Below are 15,937 nucleotides of genomic sequence, written 5' to 3' on the forward strand. Positions count from 1 at the left end.
ATCGAGGCCCGCCCGAAGGCTGTGATTGCGGTTGCGGGCCCGAGCGTCTATGTCTCGCGCTGGATTTTCGCAACAGCCGCCCGATGTTGACCGACCCCACCGATCCCATTGCCCTGACGCAAGCGCTCGTCCGCTGCGAAAGCGTGACGCCCGCAGAAGGCGGCGCGCTGTCGCTCCTCGAGCACGTGCTCGGAGCAGCTGGCTTTACCTGCTATCGCATGGTCATGACCGAGCCCGGGACGCCCGACGTCGAGAACCTGTACGCGCGCATCGGCACATCGGCGCCGCATCTCTGCTTTGCCGGCCACACGGATGTCGTGCCGCCGGGTGACCTCGCCGCTTGGACCGCCCCGCCCTTTGCCGGCGAGATCCGGGGTGAAACACTTTATGGCCGCGGCACGGTCGACATGAAGGGTGGCGTCGCCTGCTTCGTCGCCGCCGCACTCCGCCACCTCGCAGCAAACGACGGCAAGCTCCCCGGTTCGATCTCGTTCCTGATCACCGGCGACGAGGAGGGGCCCTCCATCAACGGCACGACGAAGGTGCTCGACTGGCTGCGATCGCGCGGCGAGACGCTTGATGCCTGCATCGTCGGCGAGCCGTCGAATCCCGAAGCCCTCGGCGACGAGATCAAGATCGGCCGCCGCGGATCGCTGACGGCCGAGATCGTCGTGCACGGCCGGCAAGGCCATGCCGCCTATCCGCAGAAGGCAGACAACCCGGTCCCCAAGCTGGCGCGCATTCTCGACCGCCTGTCGTCGGCCGAGATCGATCGCGGCACCGAGCATTTCGAACCGTCAAACCTGCAGGTGACGGTCATCTCGGTCCCGAACACGGCGGCGAACGTCATCCCTGCCGAAGCGCGCGCGACCCTCAACATTCGCTACAACGACACCTGGCGCCGGCCCACGATCGAGACGTGGGTGCGCGAGCAATGCGAGACCGCCGCCGCAACCGTCGGCGCGCGCTATGATCTCCAATTTTCAGGAACGGGCGACGTGTTTCTCACCAAACCCGGCGTGCTTGTCGAAACGCTGAGCGCAGCCATCAAATCGGAGACCGGCCGCACGCCCGCGCTTTCCACCGGCGGTGGCACCTCGGACGCCCGCTTCATCAAGGACGTCTGCCCCGTCGTCGAGTTCGGCCTCGTCAACAAGACCATCCATGCCGTCGACGAGCACGTGTCCCTTGCCGACCTCGAGAAGCTGACGGCGATCTACGCCCGCTTCCTCACCACCTACTTCGGCACGAAATAGCAGTCGCTCGCACGCAGCCTGAGCCACCTCGCATCAGGCCCTTGTATAATTCAATAGTTCTTGTATTATTGAATTATGAATGAGACCCAAGCCGTAACCTCGCTCGCCGCGCTGGCGCACCCGCAACGCCTGCGCATCTTTCGAATGCTCGTCGCCGAGGGGCCGAATGGGCTTCCGGCGTCCGAGATCGCCGATGCGGTCGAGGCGAGCGCAACCGCCGCATCTTTTCATCTGAAGGAGCTCGATCGTGCCGGCCTCATCTTCGGCACGCGCGACGGACGCTTCGTGCGCTACGCGGTGAACATCGAAGGTATGCGTCAGCTTCTCGCATATCTCGTCGACGACTGCTGCCGGGGCCAGCCGGAGCTCTGCGGCGCCACCTTCAAGAAAATTCGCTCCGTGTGTTCGAAGTAAGGGAAATCGAAATGACAAGCACACCTCTCAATGTGCTGTTCCTGTGCACACATAATTCAGCCCGCTCGATCATCGCTGAAAGCATCTTGAACCGCCTCGGCAACGGCCGCTTCAAAGGCTACAGCGCCGGAAGTCAACCGAGCGGCCGTGTACATCCCTACGCGCTGGATCTCGTGCGTCAGCTCAACTACGATACCACGAGCTTGCGATCGAAATCCTGGGAGGAATTCGCGGCACCCGATGCGCCCCGGTTGGATTTCGTGTTCACCGTGTGCGACAACGCGGCGAACGAAGTATGCCCGGTATGGCCGGGCCAGCCGGTCAGCGCGCATTGGGGCGTCCCGGATCCATCCGCAGCAGAAGGCACTGAAAGCGAACGGCGCTTCGCCTTTGCCGATACTCACCGCATGCTGTACCAGCGCATCAGCGTCTTCACCTCGTTGCCGCTGGCCTCGCTGGACGGGCTCTCGCTGCAGCAGCGGCTCGACGAGATCGGACGCCACCGCACGTCATCCGCGGAACCGGCTAAGTGAGTCCGGTCGCCTCTCTCCGACGGAAGCTCACCGCCGAAGCGCTCGGCACCGCGCTCCTTCTGACGACCGTCGTCGGTTCGGGGATCATGGCCGACCGCCTGGCGGGCGGTAACGATGCCATCGCGCTGCTCGGCAATACGCTACCGACCGGCGCCATGCTGGTGGTGCTGATCACGATGCTGGGCCCGATATCGGGTGCCCATCTCAATCCCGCGGTCTCCCTCGTGTTCTGGGTGCGGCAGGAGATCGGGAGAATGGAAGCGTTGGCATACGCTGCCGCGCAACTGGTCGGCGCCGTGGTGGGCGTCATGGTCGCGCACGCAATGTTCGCCACGCCGCTCCTACAGGTATCGGGAAAGATACGCGACGGCTTCGCGCAGTCCTTTTCGGAAGGCGTCGCAACGTTCGGGCTCGTGCTGGTGATCCTTCTCACGCTCAGGGCAAGACCGCAGGCCGTCGCCACGAGCGTCGGCCTTTACATCACTGCTGCCTATTGGTTCACCGCCTCGACGTCGTTCGCCAATCCCGCGGTCACGCTCGCGCGAAGCCTGACCGACACATTCTCTGGCATCCGGCCCGAGGATGTCGCGGGCTTCCTCACGGCTCAGATCGTCGGCGCAGTCTGCGGGCTCGCGATGGCACGCGCCCTGATCCCGCGAGAGACGCCCGCCGTCCATGCGGAGCAGGGTTGCTCCATGATGCGAGAGTGACGGAGCGCCAGGGAGATAGCGAGCAGCCACCTCCGGGGAACGCTGGTGACTGCCAGCTCCGTCACTCCGGCCAAGGCCGGAGCCTCCAAGACGCTAGATGGTCAGGAAGGCGCCACCTGACGTGTAGATCGTCTGCCCGGTGACCCATCGCCCGTCCAGGCTGGCCAGGAAGCCCACCGCATCTGCGATGTCCTCTGGCTGGCCGATTCGCTTCAGCGCCTGCTGAGATTTGAGATGCTCGACCGTCGCAGGATCGCTGACCAGCGCAGCGGCCATGTCGGTGTCGATAGCGCCCGGCGCCACGGCGTTGACTGTGATCGCGCGTTCGCCAAGCACGACGGCAAGCGATTTCGTGAGATTGTTGATTGGCGCCTTCAATGCCGAATAGGCGGCAAGTGCCGGCGCAGGCGCGCGCGCCACCTCGCTCGAAAGGTTTACCACGCGCCCGCCGTCGCGAAGTCGCTTCGCGGCCTCTTGCGTGGAAAAGAACACCGCGCGCACGTTGACGGCGTAGATTTCGTCCAGCACGTCTTCGGTCGTATCGGTGAAACCGACGAACGGCGCGATGCCCGCGTTGTTGACGAGGATATCGAACTGCGTCGATCCCGTGCGCGCCTTGAGTTCCTTGTCGAGACCGGCGTAGAGCGTCTTCACGCCGTTCCTGGCCGCGAGATCCGCGCCGAGGGCGAACGCCTTCCCTCCTTTGGCGCCGATTGCCGCCACGACGTCATCGGCAGCAGACTTGTTCTTTCCGTAGTGGACTGCAACCAGCGCACCGTCAGCGGCGAGCCGTTCGGCGATCGCCCGGCCGATGCCGCGGCTTCCGCCCGTAACCAAAGCAATCTTGCCTTCAAGAGAACGAGACATGACGAGTCTTCTCCAAGTGTTGTGCCATGCGAAGCCGCTTCTGCGGCGCCCTGCAAAAAAAGCTCAGAAGACAAGACCGGTGCCGCCCGACGCTTCGACGACCTGCCCGGTCACCCAGCGGCCCCCGGCGCCTGCGAGAAATCCCACTACCTCCGCGATATCGTCAGGCTGCCCGATGCGCTTCAGCGACTGCTTGCTCTTCACGAACTCGGCCGCGGCCGGATCGCGCGCGAACGCCGCCGCCATGTCGGTGTCGATCACGCCCGGCGCAACCGCATTGACGGTGATCGATCGCTGTCCGAGTTCCACCGCCAGGACCTTGGTCAGGTTGTCGATCGGCGCCTTGAGGATCGAATAGGCGGCCGCATCCGGAACCGGCGTACGCACCACGCCGCTCGAAATGAAAACGACACGTCCCTCGTCACGCAGGCGCTTGGCGCCTTCCTGCGTGATCAGAAACGGCGATCTCACGTTGACGGTATAGATCTCGTCGAGCGCCGCTTCCGTCGTCGCCTCGAAGGTCGCGAACGGCGCAATGGCCGCGTTGTTGACCAGCACGTCGAACTTGGTCGCCCCCGTTCGCGCCTGCACCTCTTTGTCGAATGCGGCGTAGAGCGTCTTTACGCCATCCTTGGCGGCCAGGTCCGCGCCGATGGCGAAGGCCGCGCCGCCTTTCGCCGTGATGCCCGCGACGACGACGTCGGCCGCGGACTTGCTTTTTCCATAGTGGACCGCGACCAGGGCGCCGTCAGCAGCGAGGCGCTGCGCGATAGCCCGGCCGATGCCGCGGCTTGCACCCGTGACCAGCGCGATTTTACCTTCAAGGGGACGGGACATAGAACTTTCTCCATATTTTCCAATGTGATAATCCTAAGCACGGGGTGGGCCTGTCCGCCTCGGAGGCCTTCGGACAACGCTGAGATAGGGATCAATTACGTAAGTTCAAGACTTTCGAACTATTGAATTAGGCCAGCACAGTTGCCATATCTTGAGCCATGAAAAGACCCCTGCTGCACCCAACGCTGGACGAGCTGAAACTGGAGAGCATTCTCTATGCGCTGGCGGATCCCGTGCGCCTGGAGATCGTGCGCCGGCTCGTAGGCGGCGATTGCCCGCTCAACTGCTCGGCCGCCGCACCCCAGCACCTGCCGAAATCGACGCAGTCGCATCACTTCCAGATTTTGCGTGAGGCCGGCCTCATCTGCTCCGAGCGGCGCGGCACCGAGGTCGTGAACACGCTTCGCTGCGCCGAGATCGAGCAACGCTTTCCCGGCGTCCTCCGCGCAATCCTCGCCGCGTCCAAGCCCCTCGTCTGCCCCGACACGCAAAGCGATGACTAGCACACACTGTCATCCTCGGGCTTGTCCTGAGGATGACGATCGGAGCGGTTCGCGGAACGACCTGCTCGGCAGGCCTACTTGAAATGCTTCGAGAGCTTCAGCCCCTGCGCCTGGTAGTTGCTGCCGAGCTCACGCCCGTAAAGCACTTCAGGCACCTCCATCATGCGCTCGTAGACGAGCCGGCCGATGATCTGCCCGTCCTCGAGAATGAACGGCACCGTGTGCGAGCGCACTTCCAGGACCACGCGTGACCCCGCTCCGCCCGCCGCCGAATGGCCGAAGCCGGGATCCATGAAGCCTGCGTAGTGCACGCGGAATTCACCCACCAGCGGATTGAACGGCATCATCTCCGCCGCATGCGTGGGCGGGATGTGCACCGCTTCCTTCGAGGCCAGGATATAGAATTGATCCGGATCCAGGATCAGCCTCCGCTTTGCGTCCGCACGCACGGGCTCCCAATAGTCAGCGACCGCGCATGCCCCCGGCTTGTCGACGTCGACCACGCCCGTGTGCCTCTTGGCGCGGTACCCCACCAAACCGTTCCCGTCGCCGGCCAGATCGACCGACAGCGCGATACCGTCTTGAATGTCCGCCTTCGCTCCGGAAACCAGCGTCTCTCGCGACTGAAGCTGCAACAACCCCTCATCGGTCTCGCGCGGATTGCCGAGCCGGAAGCGCAGCTGCGACAGCTTCGATCCTTTGCGCACCACGATCGGAAAAGTCTGCGGACAAATCTCGGCATAGAGCGGACCGCGATACCCGGCTGGCACCAGATCGAATGCCGACACGCCGTCGGCGATCACGCGCGTGAACACATCGAGCCGCCCCGTCGAGCTCTTCGGATTGGCGGAGGCGGCGATAGTCTGCGGGAGCGCCAGGCTTTCGAGCAGCGGCACGACATAGACGCAGCCGGTCTCGAGCACCGCCCCATTCTCGATGTCGAATTCGTGCAACTTGAGGTCTTCGAGCCGCGACGCCACCGATCCGCCGGGGCCCGGCAGGAAGCTCGCGCGCACGCGATAGGCGCGCGGCCCGAGGCGCAGGTCCACGCTCGCGGGCTGAATCTGTCCGGCGGCAAACGGCTCGGCGCTCTTGAGCGCACCTGCAGACACCAGAGCCCGGATCGCCTGCACCGGCAGGATGCCGTCCGGCGCCGCGACGCCAAGCAGCGAATCCACCTCGGACACGGTGATTTTCTGGGTTTTGGACATCCGCAGCACTCCTCTACGCGTTGGCTCTAGACGAAGCGCCCCTTGACGCCAAGAGCCCGGAGGGGCTAATCCCGATCTTATCGCGGCGGCAGGACCACGATTGCGTCAGATCCTACCAATCTGACTCGTGAATCGTCGGTCCCAGCAAAACGCGATCGTGGTGATTTGGCCGGCCGGCTTGCAGCCACGTTAAACAACTCGCTAAAGAGGGCCCATGAGCGTGACCCGGCAACTGGTCCGCCCTGGCTCGTTGCAGCGGGGAGGACAGCCGGGTTTTTTTGTGGCCATGATCGCTTCGGGCCCTATCAGTCCGAAGCGTGAATCATCGGCCCGAGCTCATTGCGGGCCGAGAAAGCCCGCAGCACGCGAAGGACGCTCCCAATGACGAACACGAAGAAGACGCCGATCTCCGCGGACCCCGCGACTTGGTCGCCAGAGACACAGCTCGTGCATGGCGGGGTGCTGCGCTCCCAGTTCGGCGAGACCTCCGAAGCCCTCTTCCTGACGCAGGGCTTCGTCTACAATTCCGCCGAGCAGGCCGAGGCCCGCTTCAAGAACGAGGACCCCGGCTTCCAATATTCCCGCTTCGGCAATCCGACCGTTGCCATGTTCGAGGAGCGCATCCGACTGCTCGAAGGCGCCGAGGTCGCCCGCGCCACCGCCACCGGCATGGCCGCCGTGACCGCCGGCCTCCTCTCGTTCCTGAAAGCCGGCGACCACATCGTCGCCGCCCGCGCCATGTTCGGCTCCTGCCGCTACATCGTCGAGACGCTGTGTCCGCGCTTCGGCATCGCCATGACGCTGATCGATGGCCGCGACATCGAGAACTGGAAGGCGGCGGTCAAGCCGAATACTAAGGCCTTCTTCTTCGAGACACCGGCCAACCCGACGCTCGATCTGGTCGACATCGGCGCCGTCACGGCGCTGGCCAAGACGCACGGCATCACGACCGTGGTCGACAACGTGTTTGCGACCCCCATGCTGCAGCGGCCGCTCGCACATGGCGCCGACGTCGTCGTCTACTCCGCCACCAAGCATATCGACGGTCAGGGCCGCTGCCTCGGCGGCGCGGTGCTGTGCACGGAGAAGTTCCTGACCGACCACCTGCAGGACTTCATTCGCCAGACCGGCCCGTCGCTGTCCCCCTTCAACGCCTGGGTGATGCTCAAAGGCCTCGAGACGCTGCCGATCCGCGTCAAGGCCCAGAGCGCGAGCGCGGCGTTTATTGCCGACGGCCTCGCAACCTTGAAGGGCATCTCGCGCGTGATCTACTGCGGCCGCGCCGATCATCCTCAGGCGGCGCTGGCCAAAAAGCAGATGACCGGCGGCGGCCAGATGATCGCGTTCGAGATCGAAGGCGGCAAGGACGCCGCATTCCGCCTCCAGAACGCGCTCAAGATCATAAAGATTTCCAATAACTTGGGCGATTCCAAGAGCATCATCACGCATCCTCCGACCACGACCCATTACCGCATCGGGCCGGAGGCGCGGGCCGAGCTTGGCATTACGGACGGCATGTTGCGACTGTCCGTCGGGCTCGAAAACGAGCAGGATCTGCTGGCCGACCTCGACGCCGCGGTCAAAGCCGCCCGAGGTTAAAGGGCGTGAGCCCCAGCCCGCACGGCCGCTCACCGAAGAACATTGACGGCCGTGCGACCCACCATGGTAAAGCTCGCTCGCTGAAATCATTCTCTGGAACGACCGCGTGAGCGACGAGACGCCATACGAGCAGGTGACGCACGGCCTTCGCATCCGCGTCACGCCCGAGTTCTCGGACGAGCAATCGACTCCGGAGGAAAGCTATTTCTTCTGGATCTACACCATCGAGATCTCCAACGAGAGCGAGCACACCGTTCAGCTCAAGAGCCGTCTGTGGCGCATCACGGACGCCAACGGAAAGACCGAGGAGGTGCGCGGACCGGGCGTGGTTGGGCAAACGCCGGTCATTCCGCCGGGCCAATCCTTCACCTACTCCTCGGGCTGCCCGCTTTCGACGCCATCCGGGATCATGGTCGGCAGCTACCAGATGACCGACGAGACCGGGCGGCTGTTCGACGTCGCCATCCCCGCCTTCTCGCTGGATAGCCCCTATGCTTTTCGCAGCGTGAACTGATGCAAATGCCGGACTCCCGAACGACGGCGGCGATCGAAATCCTATCGCGGCTCGTAGCCTTCGACACCACCAGCCACAGATCCAATCGCGCGCTCGTGGCCGACATCGAGAGCTACCTCGCACAGCACGGTGTCGACTACAGCCTCGTCCCGACGGACGACGGCGCCAAGGCCTCACTCTTCGCCACCATCGGCCCCACCGACCGCCCGGGCATTGGCCTTTCCGGCCACACCGATGTGGTCCCGGCCGTCGCCGCCGACTGGACCAGCGATCCCTTCGTGCTGCGCCGGGACGCGGACCGCCTCTACGGCCGCGGCACGGCGGACATGAAAGGCTATCTCGCCTGCGTGCTGGCCATGGTGCCGGAATTCCGTCGCCGCAATCTCACGACGCCGATCCACATCCTCTTTTCCTATGACGAGGAGACGGGCTGCATCGGCGTGCGCCCCATGATTGCCGAGCTCGGCAGCCGGCTTCCGAAACCTCGCGCCGTGATCGTCGGCGAGCCGACCTCCATGGCCGTCGTCGACGCCCACAAAGGCCCCGTGCGCTGGCAGATCGAGATCACGGGCCGCGCCGCCCACTCGAGCATGGCGCATCTCGGCGTCAACGCCATTGCGGTCGCCGCGCGCCTCATGGGCAAGATCAACGAGATCGAGGCCGAGCTTGCGGCCTTCCCGCCGGATCCGCGCTTCACCCCGCCTCATCCCACGCTACAGCTCACCGAGATCGAGGGCGGCACCGCCACCAACATCATTCCGGCATCCTGTATTTTTAATTTCGGCGTCCGCTCCATGCCGGGGCTCGACGTCGATGCTATCGAGCGACGTCTTGTCGATTTTGCCGAGCAAGAGTGCCTGCCAGGCATGCGCCGCGTCGCGCCCGAAGCCGCGATTAGCATCCGCGAGATCAATCGCGTGCCGCCGTTCGCCGCCGATTCCGATTCCGACATCGTCACATTGGCCTTGAAGCTCGCCGAGCAGAACGACACCGCCGCGGTCTCCTATGCCACCGAGGCCGGTCTCTTTCAGGCGGCAGGCGTTCCGTCCGTAATTTGCGGCCCGGGCGACATCGCGCAGGCCCACACCGCCGACGAGTGGATCGCCATCTCCGAGCTCGACCGCTGCCTCGCCTTCCTCGATCGCCTCGCCGACTGGGCCGAAGCCTGAGACCGAAACCGCAGGCATGAAAAAAGGCCGCTTGGGGTGCGGCCTGAAGGTCTTGTTGGTTCTAGGCAGTGGTTAGTGAAGAGTGGTTCGGACATCCGAACGCTTGGGACAGAACGCTTTCGCCACTTCGTTGAACAGAAGCTGATGACGCAACGCGGAGTGAACCTGCGGAACGGTCAGAAAGTCATCCATCATGGCCATCTGCGCTTTCACGGTTGACGAAACCGCAGAGAGGCCCAATGCGCACCAATACGCAAACCATTGCAGCTGAGCATCGGAAACGGTGGCGGATGCGGCCTCTGCGAGGCTCCCCGCATGATGAGTTTGAGAGCGGCCCGACGTGCGATCCGGTTGTGCCGGTGTCGCCGTCGGGCGCGCCTCGAACAGCTCGGCCGAAAGACCCCGAGCAGGGGATGGCGACGCGGCATGCGCTGTCTCGCCGTGATGTTCGGCCTTGAGCTTGTCCCTCAATCTGCGAATCGACGACGGGTCGGTGACTCCGATCGCCTTGATGGCTGTGGTCGGCTTGAGGCCAGGGTCAGCCTCGATCATCTCCACGATCCGGCGAAGCTGGACCCGGTCGTCGAGACCGCTGCCTCTGGGTCGGCCGCGGCGCGCAAAGTCGGAAGGCATGACCAGGATCCATCCATCACGATTCGATTTACAGGAATCTTGATGAATTTCGCCTCCCTTTGCCAAGGAGAAAAACGAAGACGATCCAATAGGAAGGTACGTCAGGCTGAGAGTTGTTGCGAAAAAGATTCTCGGACTTGTATGCCCCGCGGAACAAACCCGGTAGGTCCCGTAGCAATTGCTCCTTGGCGGAACTTGCTCCTTCGGCGGCAAGCCCTAGGCCAGAAAGCCCCGCATGCGGGCGAGGTGCGCGAGCTTCACCTCGGGCCGCGCGCCCATCTGGCCGATGATCTCCGCTGCAGCGAAGCTGCCCAACTGCCCCGCCGCCTCGAGATCGAGGTCCCGGGCCAGGCCGAATAGAAAACCCGCCGCATAGAGATCGCCCGCCCCCGTGGTATCGACGACCTTCGCCACCGGCTGGACGGCAATCTCGATCACCTCGCCTTCCGACACCACGACCGAGCCCTTCTCGCTGCGCGTCAGCACCGCAAGCCGAGTATCACGCGCAACCCGCGTCACCGCCTCGTCGAAGCTCGTGGTTTCGTAGAGCGAAAGGATCTCGCTTTCATTGGCGAACAGAACTCCGATGCCGGCGCGGATCAACGCCAGGAACTCGCTTCTGTGCCGATCGACGCAGAAGGAATCGGAGAGCGTCAACGCCACGCGCCGCCCGGCCTTGTTCGCGATGTCGAGGGCCTGCCGGAATGCGGCTTTCGCCTCGTCCCGGTCGAAAAGATAGCCTTCGAGATAGACGACTTTCGATTTCTGGATGACCTCGGGGTCCACCTCACCTTGGTCCAGATCGGTACTGATGCCGAGGAAGGTGTTCATCGTCCGCTGCCCATCGGGCGTCACCAGAATGAGCGAGCGCGAGGTGGAGCGGCTCGCGTCGACCACCGCGGGCGTCTTGAACGACACGCCGGCCGCCGTGATGTCGTGGCGGAAGATGCGTCCGAACTCGTCCTCGGCGACCTTGCCGATGAACGCCGAGCGACCGCCGAGCGACGCGACGCCTGCCACGGTGTTGGCCGCGGAGCCGCCCGAGATCTCAATGCCCGGCCCCATGTCTTGGTAGATGGCGTTGATGGTTGCCGTATCCACGAGCCGCATGTGGCCTTTCGGAGCCCCATGGCGCGCAAGGAAGCTGTCGTCACAGCGGCCTATGATATCGACGATGGCGTTGCCGATCGCGACCACGTCGAATTGCGTGCCTGGCATCGTTACTTTCTCCCCGCGATCAGAGTTGAGCCGCACGACGGCGGATCGGACGTGGCGTTCTAGCGCGCGCGGCCCGGCCCTGCCACATCCTTCACCATCATGGCGAGCCCCATCACCAGCCGTTCGGACATCGCCTCGTCGAGCGTGCCGGCAAGACGGGCCGATTTCGCAGCCCCCGAGATGCGCGCGAGCGCTTCCGTAAGCCTGGGCGTCGTCCAGACCCTGCATTGGGCTGCAAAGGCGTCTTTTTGCTTGAAGTGCAGCGGCGGGCGCATCTGGCGCAGCGCATCCTCGAGCGAGCTTCCCCGGTCTACGGCCGCCCGCACGCGATGCAGCCTCTGAAAGTGCCGTTGCGTGGCCAGGATGATGGATTGCGGACTTTCCCCGGACGACACGGCACGCCCGCATTCTGCAACCGCCCGCTGCACCTGCCCTGCCGCCGCGGCGAACGTGATGCGTTCGAGCGCTAGCTCTGACACATCCCCCACCACGGCTTCCACGTCCTCGACGCCGATCTCGGTTTTCGGTCCCACGAACAACAAGAGCTTCTCGATCTCGCCGCGCGATAGCGCCCGGTCCGCCCCGAGCCGGTCCACCAGCGCATGTCGCGCATCGGCGGTGATCGTCATGCCGGCCCCGCGCACCATCTCCCGGATCAGCACCTCGAGATCCTGCGCACCGTCGCTGTAGCAGGCAACGGCAGCCGCCACCGGCGACTTCTCGAACAGGAGCCGCAAGGCCTCGTCCGGCTTGAGGTTGCCGCCTTCCACGATCAACACGCCCTCGAGCGCAGCACCCTCCACGAGCGGCTTCAGCGTTTGCGCGGTGACGCGTCTGCCGGTCGTCGTGCGGATGATCTTGGGACCGCCGAACATCGGCACGGTGCCGAGCTCCACCACCAGTCGGTCGGGATCGGCATCGAGATCCGCATCATCGATCCGGATCAGCTCGCCCGGAGGATTGAAGCGCGCCGCTGCGGCCTTGGCCATCGCTTGCGCACGTTCGCCAACAAGCCCGGCATCGGAGCCGAAGAACAAAACCGCTCGGATCTTGGGATCGGGTGAGGAGAGAAAGGCCTGGGCCTGATGCGCCTTGACGGCAACCATGGGCGCTTAGGCGGCGCCTGCGAGATAGGCCGAGAGCCGCGCCTTGAGGTCTTCCGCGACCACCTTCGCCGCGCGATCCTCCGCGTCGTCGCGCGCACGCACGTTGGAGAAGATCGACGTGTTGCGCTCGAAGCTGGCGCGGCCGTAGCTGGTACCCGACAGCACCACGGACTTGTCCGAGACGCGCACGAGCTGGAACTTGGCTTCGACGTTGTAGACCTGACCGCCGGAGTCGCCGTCGATCCTGACCAGAGTGGAGGTCACGCTTTCGCGGATCGCCACCTCGAGCCGCATTTCCGGGCTCACCACCTCGCCGCCGCCGCCGGTGGCATGGAAGATCAGCTCATTGCGGATCTGCTGGCCGACGCGGCCCGGGATCGTCGACACTGCAACCTTGGCAAGCTTCTGGTCGGCCTGCGCGCCGATGCCTGCGCCGCCGTAGAGCGGGCGAAAACCGCTGTTGCCACAGCCCGAGAGGAAAGGCGCCACCAGGGCAGCGGCCAGCACCAGACGCGAGGCGCTACGCCATCCACCGACACGGCGGAAAGCTGCCAGGTTCAAAGCGATGTCTGTTCCGACGCTCGAACGCATAGTCCCCCAGACGTCCCGCGGTCCCCTCGGACACCCAACGCGCGCTTGGCACGCTAGGCGACGACGTTCACAATCCTTTGCGGCACGACGATGATCTTCTTCGGTTGCCGTCCCTCGAGAGCCCGCACGACGGGATCGAGCTTCAGTGCAGCCGCCTTGACCTCGTCCTCGGCAGCATCGCGCGCGATGAGAAGCTCATCACGGCGCTTGCCATTCACCTGTACGGCAATGGTGATCTTATCGTCAACGAGCAACCCGGTATCCACCGTCGGCCACGGCTGATTGGCCAGCAAAGTGTTGTATCCGAGCCGCGCCCAGCATTCCTCGCCCAGATGCGGCATCATCGGGCCGATCATCTGCACGAATAGCTCGCCAGCCTCTCGAAGGACCCATGCGAAGTCTTCGTTGATCTTGGCCGGTGCAGCGGATTTGGCCAGAGCCGACGACAGGACATTGGTAAATTCATAGATCTGGGCCACGGCGACGTTGAACCTCAGGCCCTCGATGCTCTGGGCCACGGCATGGGTCGCCTTATGGGCCGCCCGGCGCAGATCGAGCGCCTCCGCTGAGAATTGCCCAGGTTGAGCAGTACCCCGCGGCGGCGCCCGGTCGGCCAGATCGTCGACCACGCGCCAGGCGCGCTGGATGAACCGCCCCGCGCCCTGAATGCCGGCCTCCGTCCACACCACGTCGCGTTCCGGCGGGCTGTCCGACAGCATGAACCAGCGTGCGCAGTCCGCCCCCCATCCCTCGATGATGTCGTCCGGGTCGACCAGGTTCTTTTTCGACTTGGACATCTTCTCGATCCCGCCGATGGCGGCCGGTTTCCCGGTCGCGATCTCGACGGCCCGCCGCCCGTCACCCTCGCCCTCGAAGCGGATCTCACTCGGCAGCAGCCAGGCCCCGGCCCCGGACTTGTAGGTCTCGTGCGTCACCATCCCCTGCGTGAAAAGCGCCGCGAACGGCTCGCGAAGGTTTTTTGTGCCGTGCCCAGCATCCGAAATCGCCCGATAGAAGAAGCGCGAATAGAGCAAATGCAAAATCGCATGTTCGATGCCGCCGATGTACTGATCGACCGGCAGCCAGTAGTTCGCCTGCGTGGTATCGACCGGCTTGTCGGCATGCGGCGCCGTGAAGCGCACGTAGTACCAGGAGCTGTCGACGAACGTGTCCATGGTATCCGTCTCGCGGCGGCCCGGCTTGCCGCACGTCGGGCAGTCCACGTGCTTCCAGGTCGGATGCCGGTCGAGCGGATTGCCCGGCTTGTCGAAGGTCGCATCGTCAGGCAGACGAACCGGCAGGTCCTTGGCCGGCACCGGCACGATTCCGCAGTCCTCGCAGTGGATGACCGGAATCGGACAGCCCCAGTAGCGCTGCCGCGAGATACCCCAATCGCGCAGCCGGAAATTGACCTTGCGCTCGCCGACGGGCCTGCCGCCGAGCTTCGCCCCCTCGAGCCGCTTCGCTGCCTCCTCGAACGCACCCTTGGTCGAGAGCCCGTCCAGAAAGCGCGAGTTGATCATCGTGCCGTCGCCATCGACAGCCGTCTCGCCGACCGTAAAGCCCTCGGCCTTGGCGCCCGGCGGCAGGATCACTGGGATTACCGGCAGCTCGTACTTGCGCGCAAAATCGAGGTCGCGCTGATCGCCCGCCGGGCAGCCGAAGATCGCGCCCGTGCCGTAGTCCATGAGGATGAAGTTGGCCACATAGACTGGCACCTTCCAATCCTTGTCGAACGGATGCACGGCGCGGATGCCGGTGTCGAAGCCGCGCTTCTCCGCGCTCTCGAGATCGGCAACCGACGTCCCCATGCGCCGGCACTCCTCGGAGAACGCCGCCAATTCCGGATTGGTCTCCGCTGCCGCTTTCGCCAGCGGATGGTCCGGCGCGATCGCCATGAACGAGGCGCCGAACAGCGTGTCGGGACGCGTCGTGTAGATCTCCAGCTCTTTGTGCCCTTTCGGCGCCGTCTTGGCATCCAGCGCCCAGCGCACCAGCATGCCTTCCGAGCGGCCGATCCAGTTCGCCTGCATGAGGCGCACTTTCTCCGGCCACTTGTCGAGTGTCGAAAGCGCCTGCAGCAGCTCGTCCGAATAGGCGGTGATCTTGAAGAACCACTGCGTAAGCTCGCGCTGCTCGACGAGAGCCCCCGAGCGCCAGCCGCGCCCGTCGATCACCTGCTCGTTGGCGAGCACCGTATGATCGACCGGATCCCAGTTGACCTTCGAGCTCTTGCGGTAGGCGAGCCCCTTCTTCAGCAGATCAAGAAACAGCTTTTGCTGGTGCTTGTAGTAGTCGGGGCTGCAGGTCGCGATCTCTCGGCTCCAATCGAGCGACAGCCCCATCGAGCGGAGCTGACCCTTCATGGTGTCGATGTTGGCGTACGTCCACGTCGCGGGATGCGTCTTGCGCTCGATGGCGGCATTCTCCGCCGGCATGCCGAAGGCATCCCATCCCATCGGATGCAAGACGTTGAAGCCCTTCGCGCGCTTGAAGCGCGCCACCACGTCGCCCATCGCGTAGTTGCGCACGTGCCCCATGTGGATGCGCCCCGACGGATAGGGAAACATCTCGAGCACATAGCTCTTGGGCTTCGAGTGGTCGTCGGAGGCCCGGAAGATCTCCCCCTCCTCCCACACATTCTGCCAATGCTTCTCGCGCGCGGGCGCGTTGTACCGTTCGGTGGCCATGGGGGCTTTCGTACGTCTTAGGATTAAGATTTGCGGCGTAATGAGCCCGAAAGAGGGGGCCTGGTCAAGGCAGCGTCCTGTCGCCC

At 64.4% G+C, this 15,937-nt stretch carries 16 protein-coding genes and 1 riboswitch; of the genes, 8 read left to right on the forward strand and 8 right to left on the reverse strand.

Annotation, left to right across the window (positions count from 1 at the left end):
- Positions 1 to 83: 83 nt before the first annotated feature.
- From dapE to QZV93_RS07790, 4 genes are all read left to right on the forward strand, one after another.
- Positions 84 to 1,256 (forward strand): succinyl-diaminopimelate desuccinylase, encoded by a 1,173-nt coding sequence (gene dapE / locus QZV93_RS07775; RefSeq protein WP_295557360.1) that lies wholly within the window; start codon positions 84 to 86, stop codon positions 1,254 to 1,256.
- A gap of 75 nt (positions 1,257 to 1,331) precedes the next feature.
- Positions 1,332 to 1,670, forward strand: coding sequence for a metalloregulator ArsR/SmtB family transcription factor (locus QZV93_RS07780; RefSeq protein ID WP_295557361.1), 339 nt, complete (start codon positions 1,332 to 1,334; stop codon positions 1,668 to 1,670).
- A gap of 11 nt (positions 1,671 to 1,681) precedes the next feature.
- The gene (locus QZV93_RS07785) at positions 1,682 to 2,203 is read left to right on the forward strand and encodes an arsenate reductase ArsC (RefSeq protein ID WP_295557363.1); all 522 of its coding nucleotides are present in this window, start codon (positions 1,682 to 1,684) and stop codon (positions 2,201 to 2,203) included.
- Complete coding sequence (locus QZV93_RS07790) at positions 2,200 to 2,913, forward strand: MIP/aquaporin family protein (protein ID WP_295557365.1); 714 nt, start codon at positions 2,200 to 2,202, stop codon at positions 2,911 to 2,913. The genes QZV93_RS07785 and QZV93_RS07790 overlap by 4 nt, the downstream gene beginning before the upstream one ends.
- A 93-nt stretch (positions 2,914 to 3,006) precedes the next feature.
- On the opposite strand, the gene QZV93_RS07795 is transcribed toward QZV93_RS07790, so the two are convergent.
- Positions 3,007 to 3,780, reverse strand: coding sequence for an SDR family oxidoreductase (locus QZV93_RS07795; RefSeq protein WP_295557366.1), 774 nt, complete (start codon positions 3,778 to 3,780; stop codon positions 3,007 to 3,009).
- A gap of 63 nt (positions 3,781 to 3,843) precedes the next feature.
- Positions 3,844 to 4,617 (reverse strand): SDR family oxidoreductase, encoded by a 774-nt coding sequence (locus QZV93_RS07800; protein WP_295557368.1) that lies wholly within the window; start codon positions 4,615 to 4,617, stop codon positions 3,844 to 3,846.
- Between the two features lie 158 nt (positions 4,618 to 4,775).
- On the opposite strand from QZV93_RS07800, the gene QZV93_RS07805 reads away from it, so the two are divergent.
- Positions 4,776 to 5,120, forward strand: a complete 345-nt coding sequence (locus QZV93_RS07805) for a helix-turn-helix domain-containing protein (RefSeq protein WP_295557369.1) — start codon at positions 4,776 to 4,778, stop codon at positions 5,118 to 5,120.
- A gap of 74 nt (positions 5,121 to 5,194) precedes the next feature.
- Here the strand turns inward: QZV93_RS07805 and QZV93_RS07810 are convergent, their stop codons facing one another.
- A complete protein-coding gene (locus tag QZV93_RS07810) occupies positions 5,195 to 6,331 on the reverse strand; it encodes a 2'-deoxycytidine 5'-triphosphate deaminase (RefSeq protein WP_295557370.1) in 1,137 nt (378 codons plus the stop codon).
- Positions 6,332 to 6,478: 147 nt separating this feature from the next.
- Positions 6,479 to 6,557, forward strand: a riboswitch (SAM riboswitch).
- Between the two features lie 155 nt (positions 6,558 to 6,712).
- On the opposite strand from QZV93_RS07810, the gene metZ reads away from it, so the two are divergent.
- The 3 genes from metZ (at position 6,713) to argE (ending at position 9,613) form a co-directional block, all read left to right on the forward strand.
- Positions 6,713 to 7,930 (forward strand): O-succinylhomoserine sulfhydrylase, encoded by a 1,218-nt coding sequence (metZ, locus tag QZV93_RS07815; RefSeq protein WP_295557372.1) that lies wholly within the window; start codon positions 6,713 to 6,715, stop codon positions 7,928 to 7,930.
- A 106-nt stretch (positions 7,931 to 8,036) separates the two neighbouring features.
- Complete coding sequence (gene apaG, locus QZV93_RS07820; protein WP_295557374.1) at positions 8,037 to 8,444, forward strand: Co2+/Mg2+ efflux protein ApaG; 408 nt, start codon at positions 8,037 to 8,039, stop codon at positions 8,442 to 8,444.
- 5 nt (positions 8,445 to 8,449) lie between these two features.
- A complete protein-coding gene (gene argE / locus QZV93_RS07825) occupies positions 8,450 to 9,613 on the forward strand; it encodes an acetylornithine deacetylase (RefSeq protein ID WP_295557376.1) in 1,164 nt (387 codons plus the stop codon).
- 72 nt (positions 9,614 to 9,685) lie between these two features.
- On the opposite strand, the gene QZV93_RS07830 is transcribed toward argE, so the two are convergent.
- The 5 genes from QZV93_RS07830 to leuS all read right to left on the reverse strand — a co-directional run bounded on the left by QZV93_RS07830 (position 9,686) and on the right by leuS (position 15,851).
- Positions 9,686 to 10,246 carry a hypothetical protein gene (locus tag QZV93_RS07830; protein ID WP_295557378.1) on the reverse strand — a complete coding sequence of 187 codons (561 nt, stop codon included), beginning with the start codon at positions 10,244 to 10,246 and terminating at the stop codon, positions 9,686 to 9,688.
- A 216-nt stretch (positions 10,247 to 10,462) separates the two neighbouring features.
- Positions 10,463 to 11,464 carry an adenosine kinase gene (locus tag QZV93_RS07835; protein ID WP_295557380.1) on the reverse strand — a complete coding sequence of 334 codons (1,002 nt, stop codon included), beginning with the start codon at positions 11,462 to 11,464 and terminating at the stop codon, positions 10,463 to 10,465.
- A gap of 59 nt (positions 11,465 to 11,523) precedes the next feature.
- Complete coding sequence (gene holA / locus QZV93_RS07840) at positions 11,524 to 12,570, reverse strand: DNA polymerase III subunit delta (protein WP_295557381.1); 1,047 nt, start codon at positions 12,568 to 12,570, stop codon at positions 11,524 to 11,526.
- Between the two features lie 6 nt (positions 12,571 to 12,576).
- Entirely contained in the window at positions 12,577 to 13,161 is a 585-nt protein-coding gene (gene lptE / locus QZV93_RS07845) for an LPS assembly lipoprotein LptE (RefSeq protein WP_295557383.1), read from the reverse strand.
- 53 nt (positions 13,162 to 13,214) lie between these two features.
- Positions 13,215 to 15,851 carry a leucine--tRNA ligase gene (gene leuS, locus QZV93_RS07850; protein WP_295557384.1) on the reverse strand — a complete coding sequence of 879 codons (2,637 nt, stop codon included), beginning with the start codon at positions 15,849 to 15,851 and terminating at the stop codon, positions 13,215 to 13,217.
- Between the last annotated feature and the right edge of the window lie 86 nt (positions 15,852 to 15,937).

It is taken from the genome of uncultured Hyphomicrobium sp. (assembly GCF_902826555.1).
Lineage (GTDB): Bacteria > Pseudomonadota > Alphaproteobacteria > Rhizobiales > Hyphomicrobiaceae > Hyphomicrobium_C.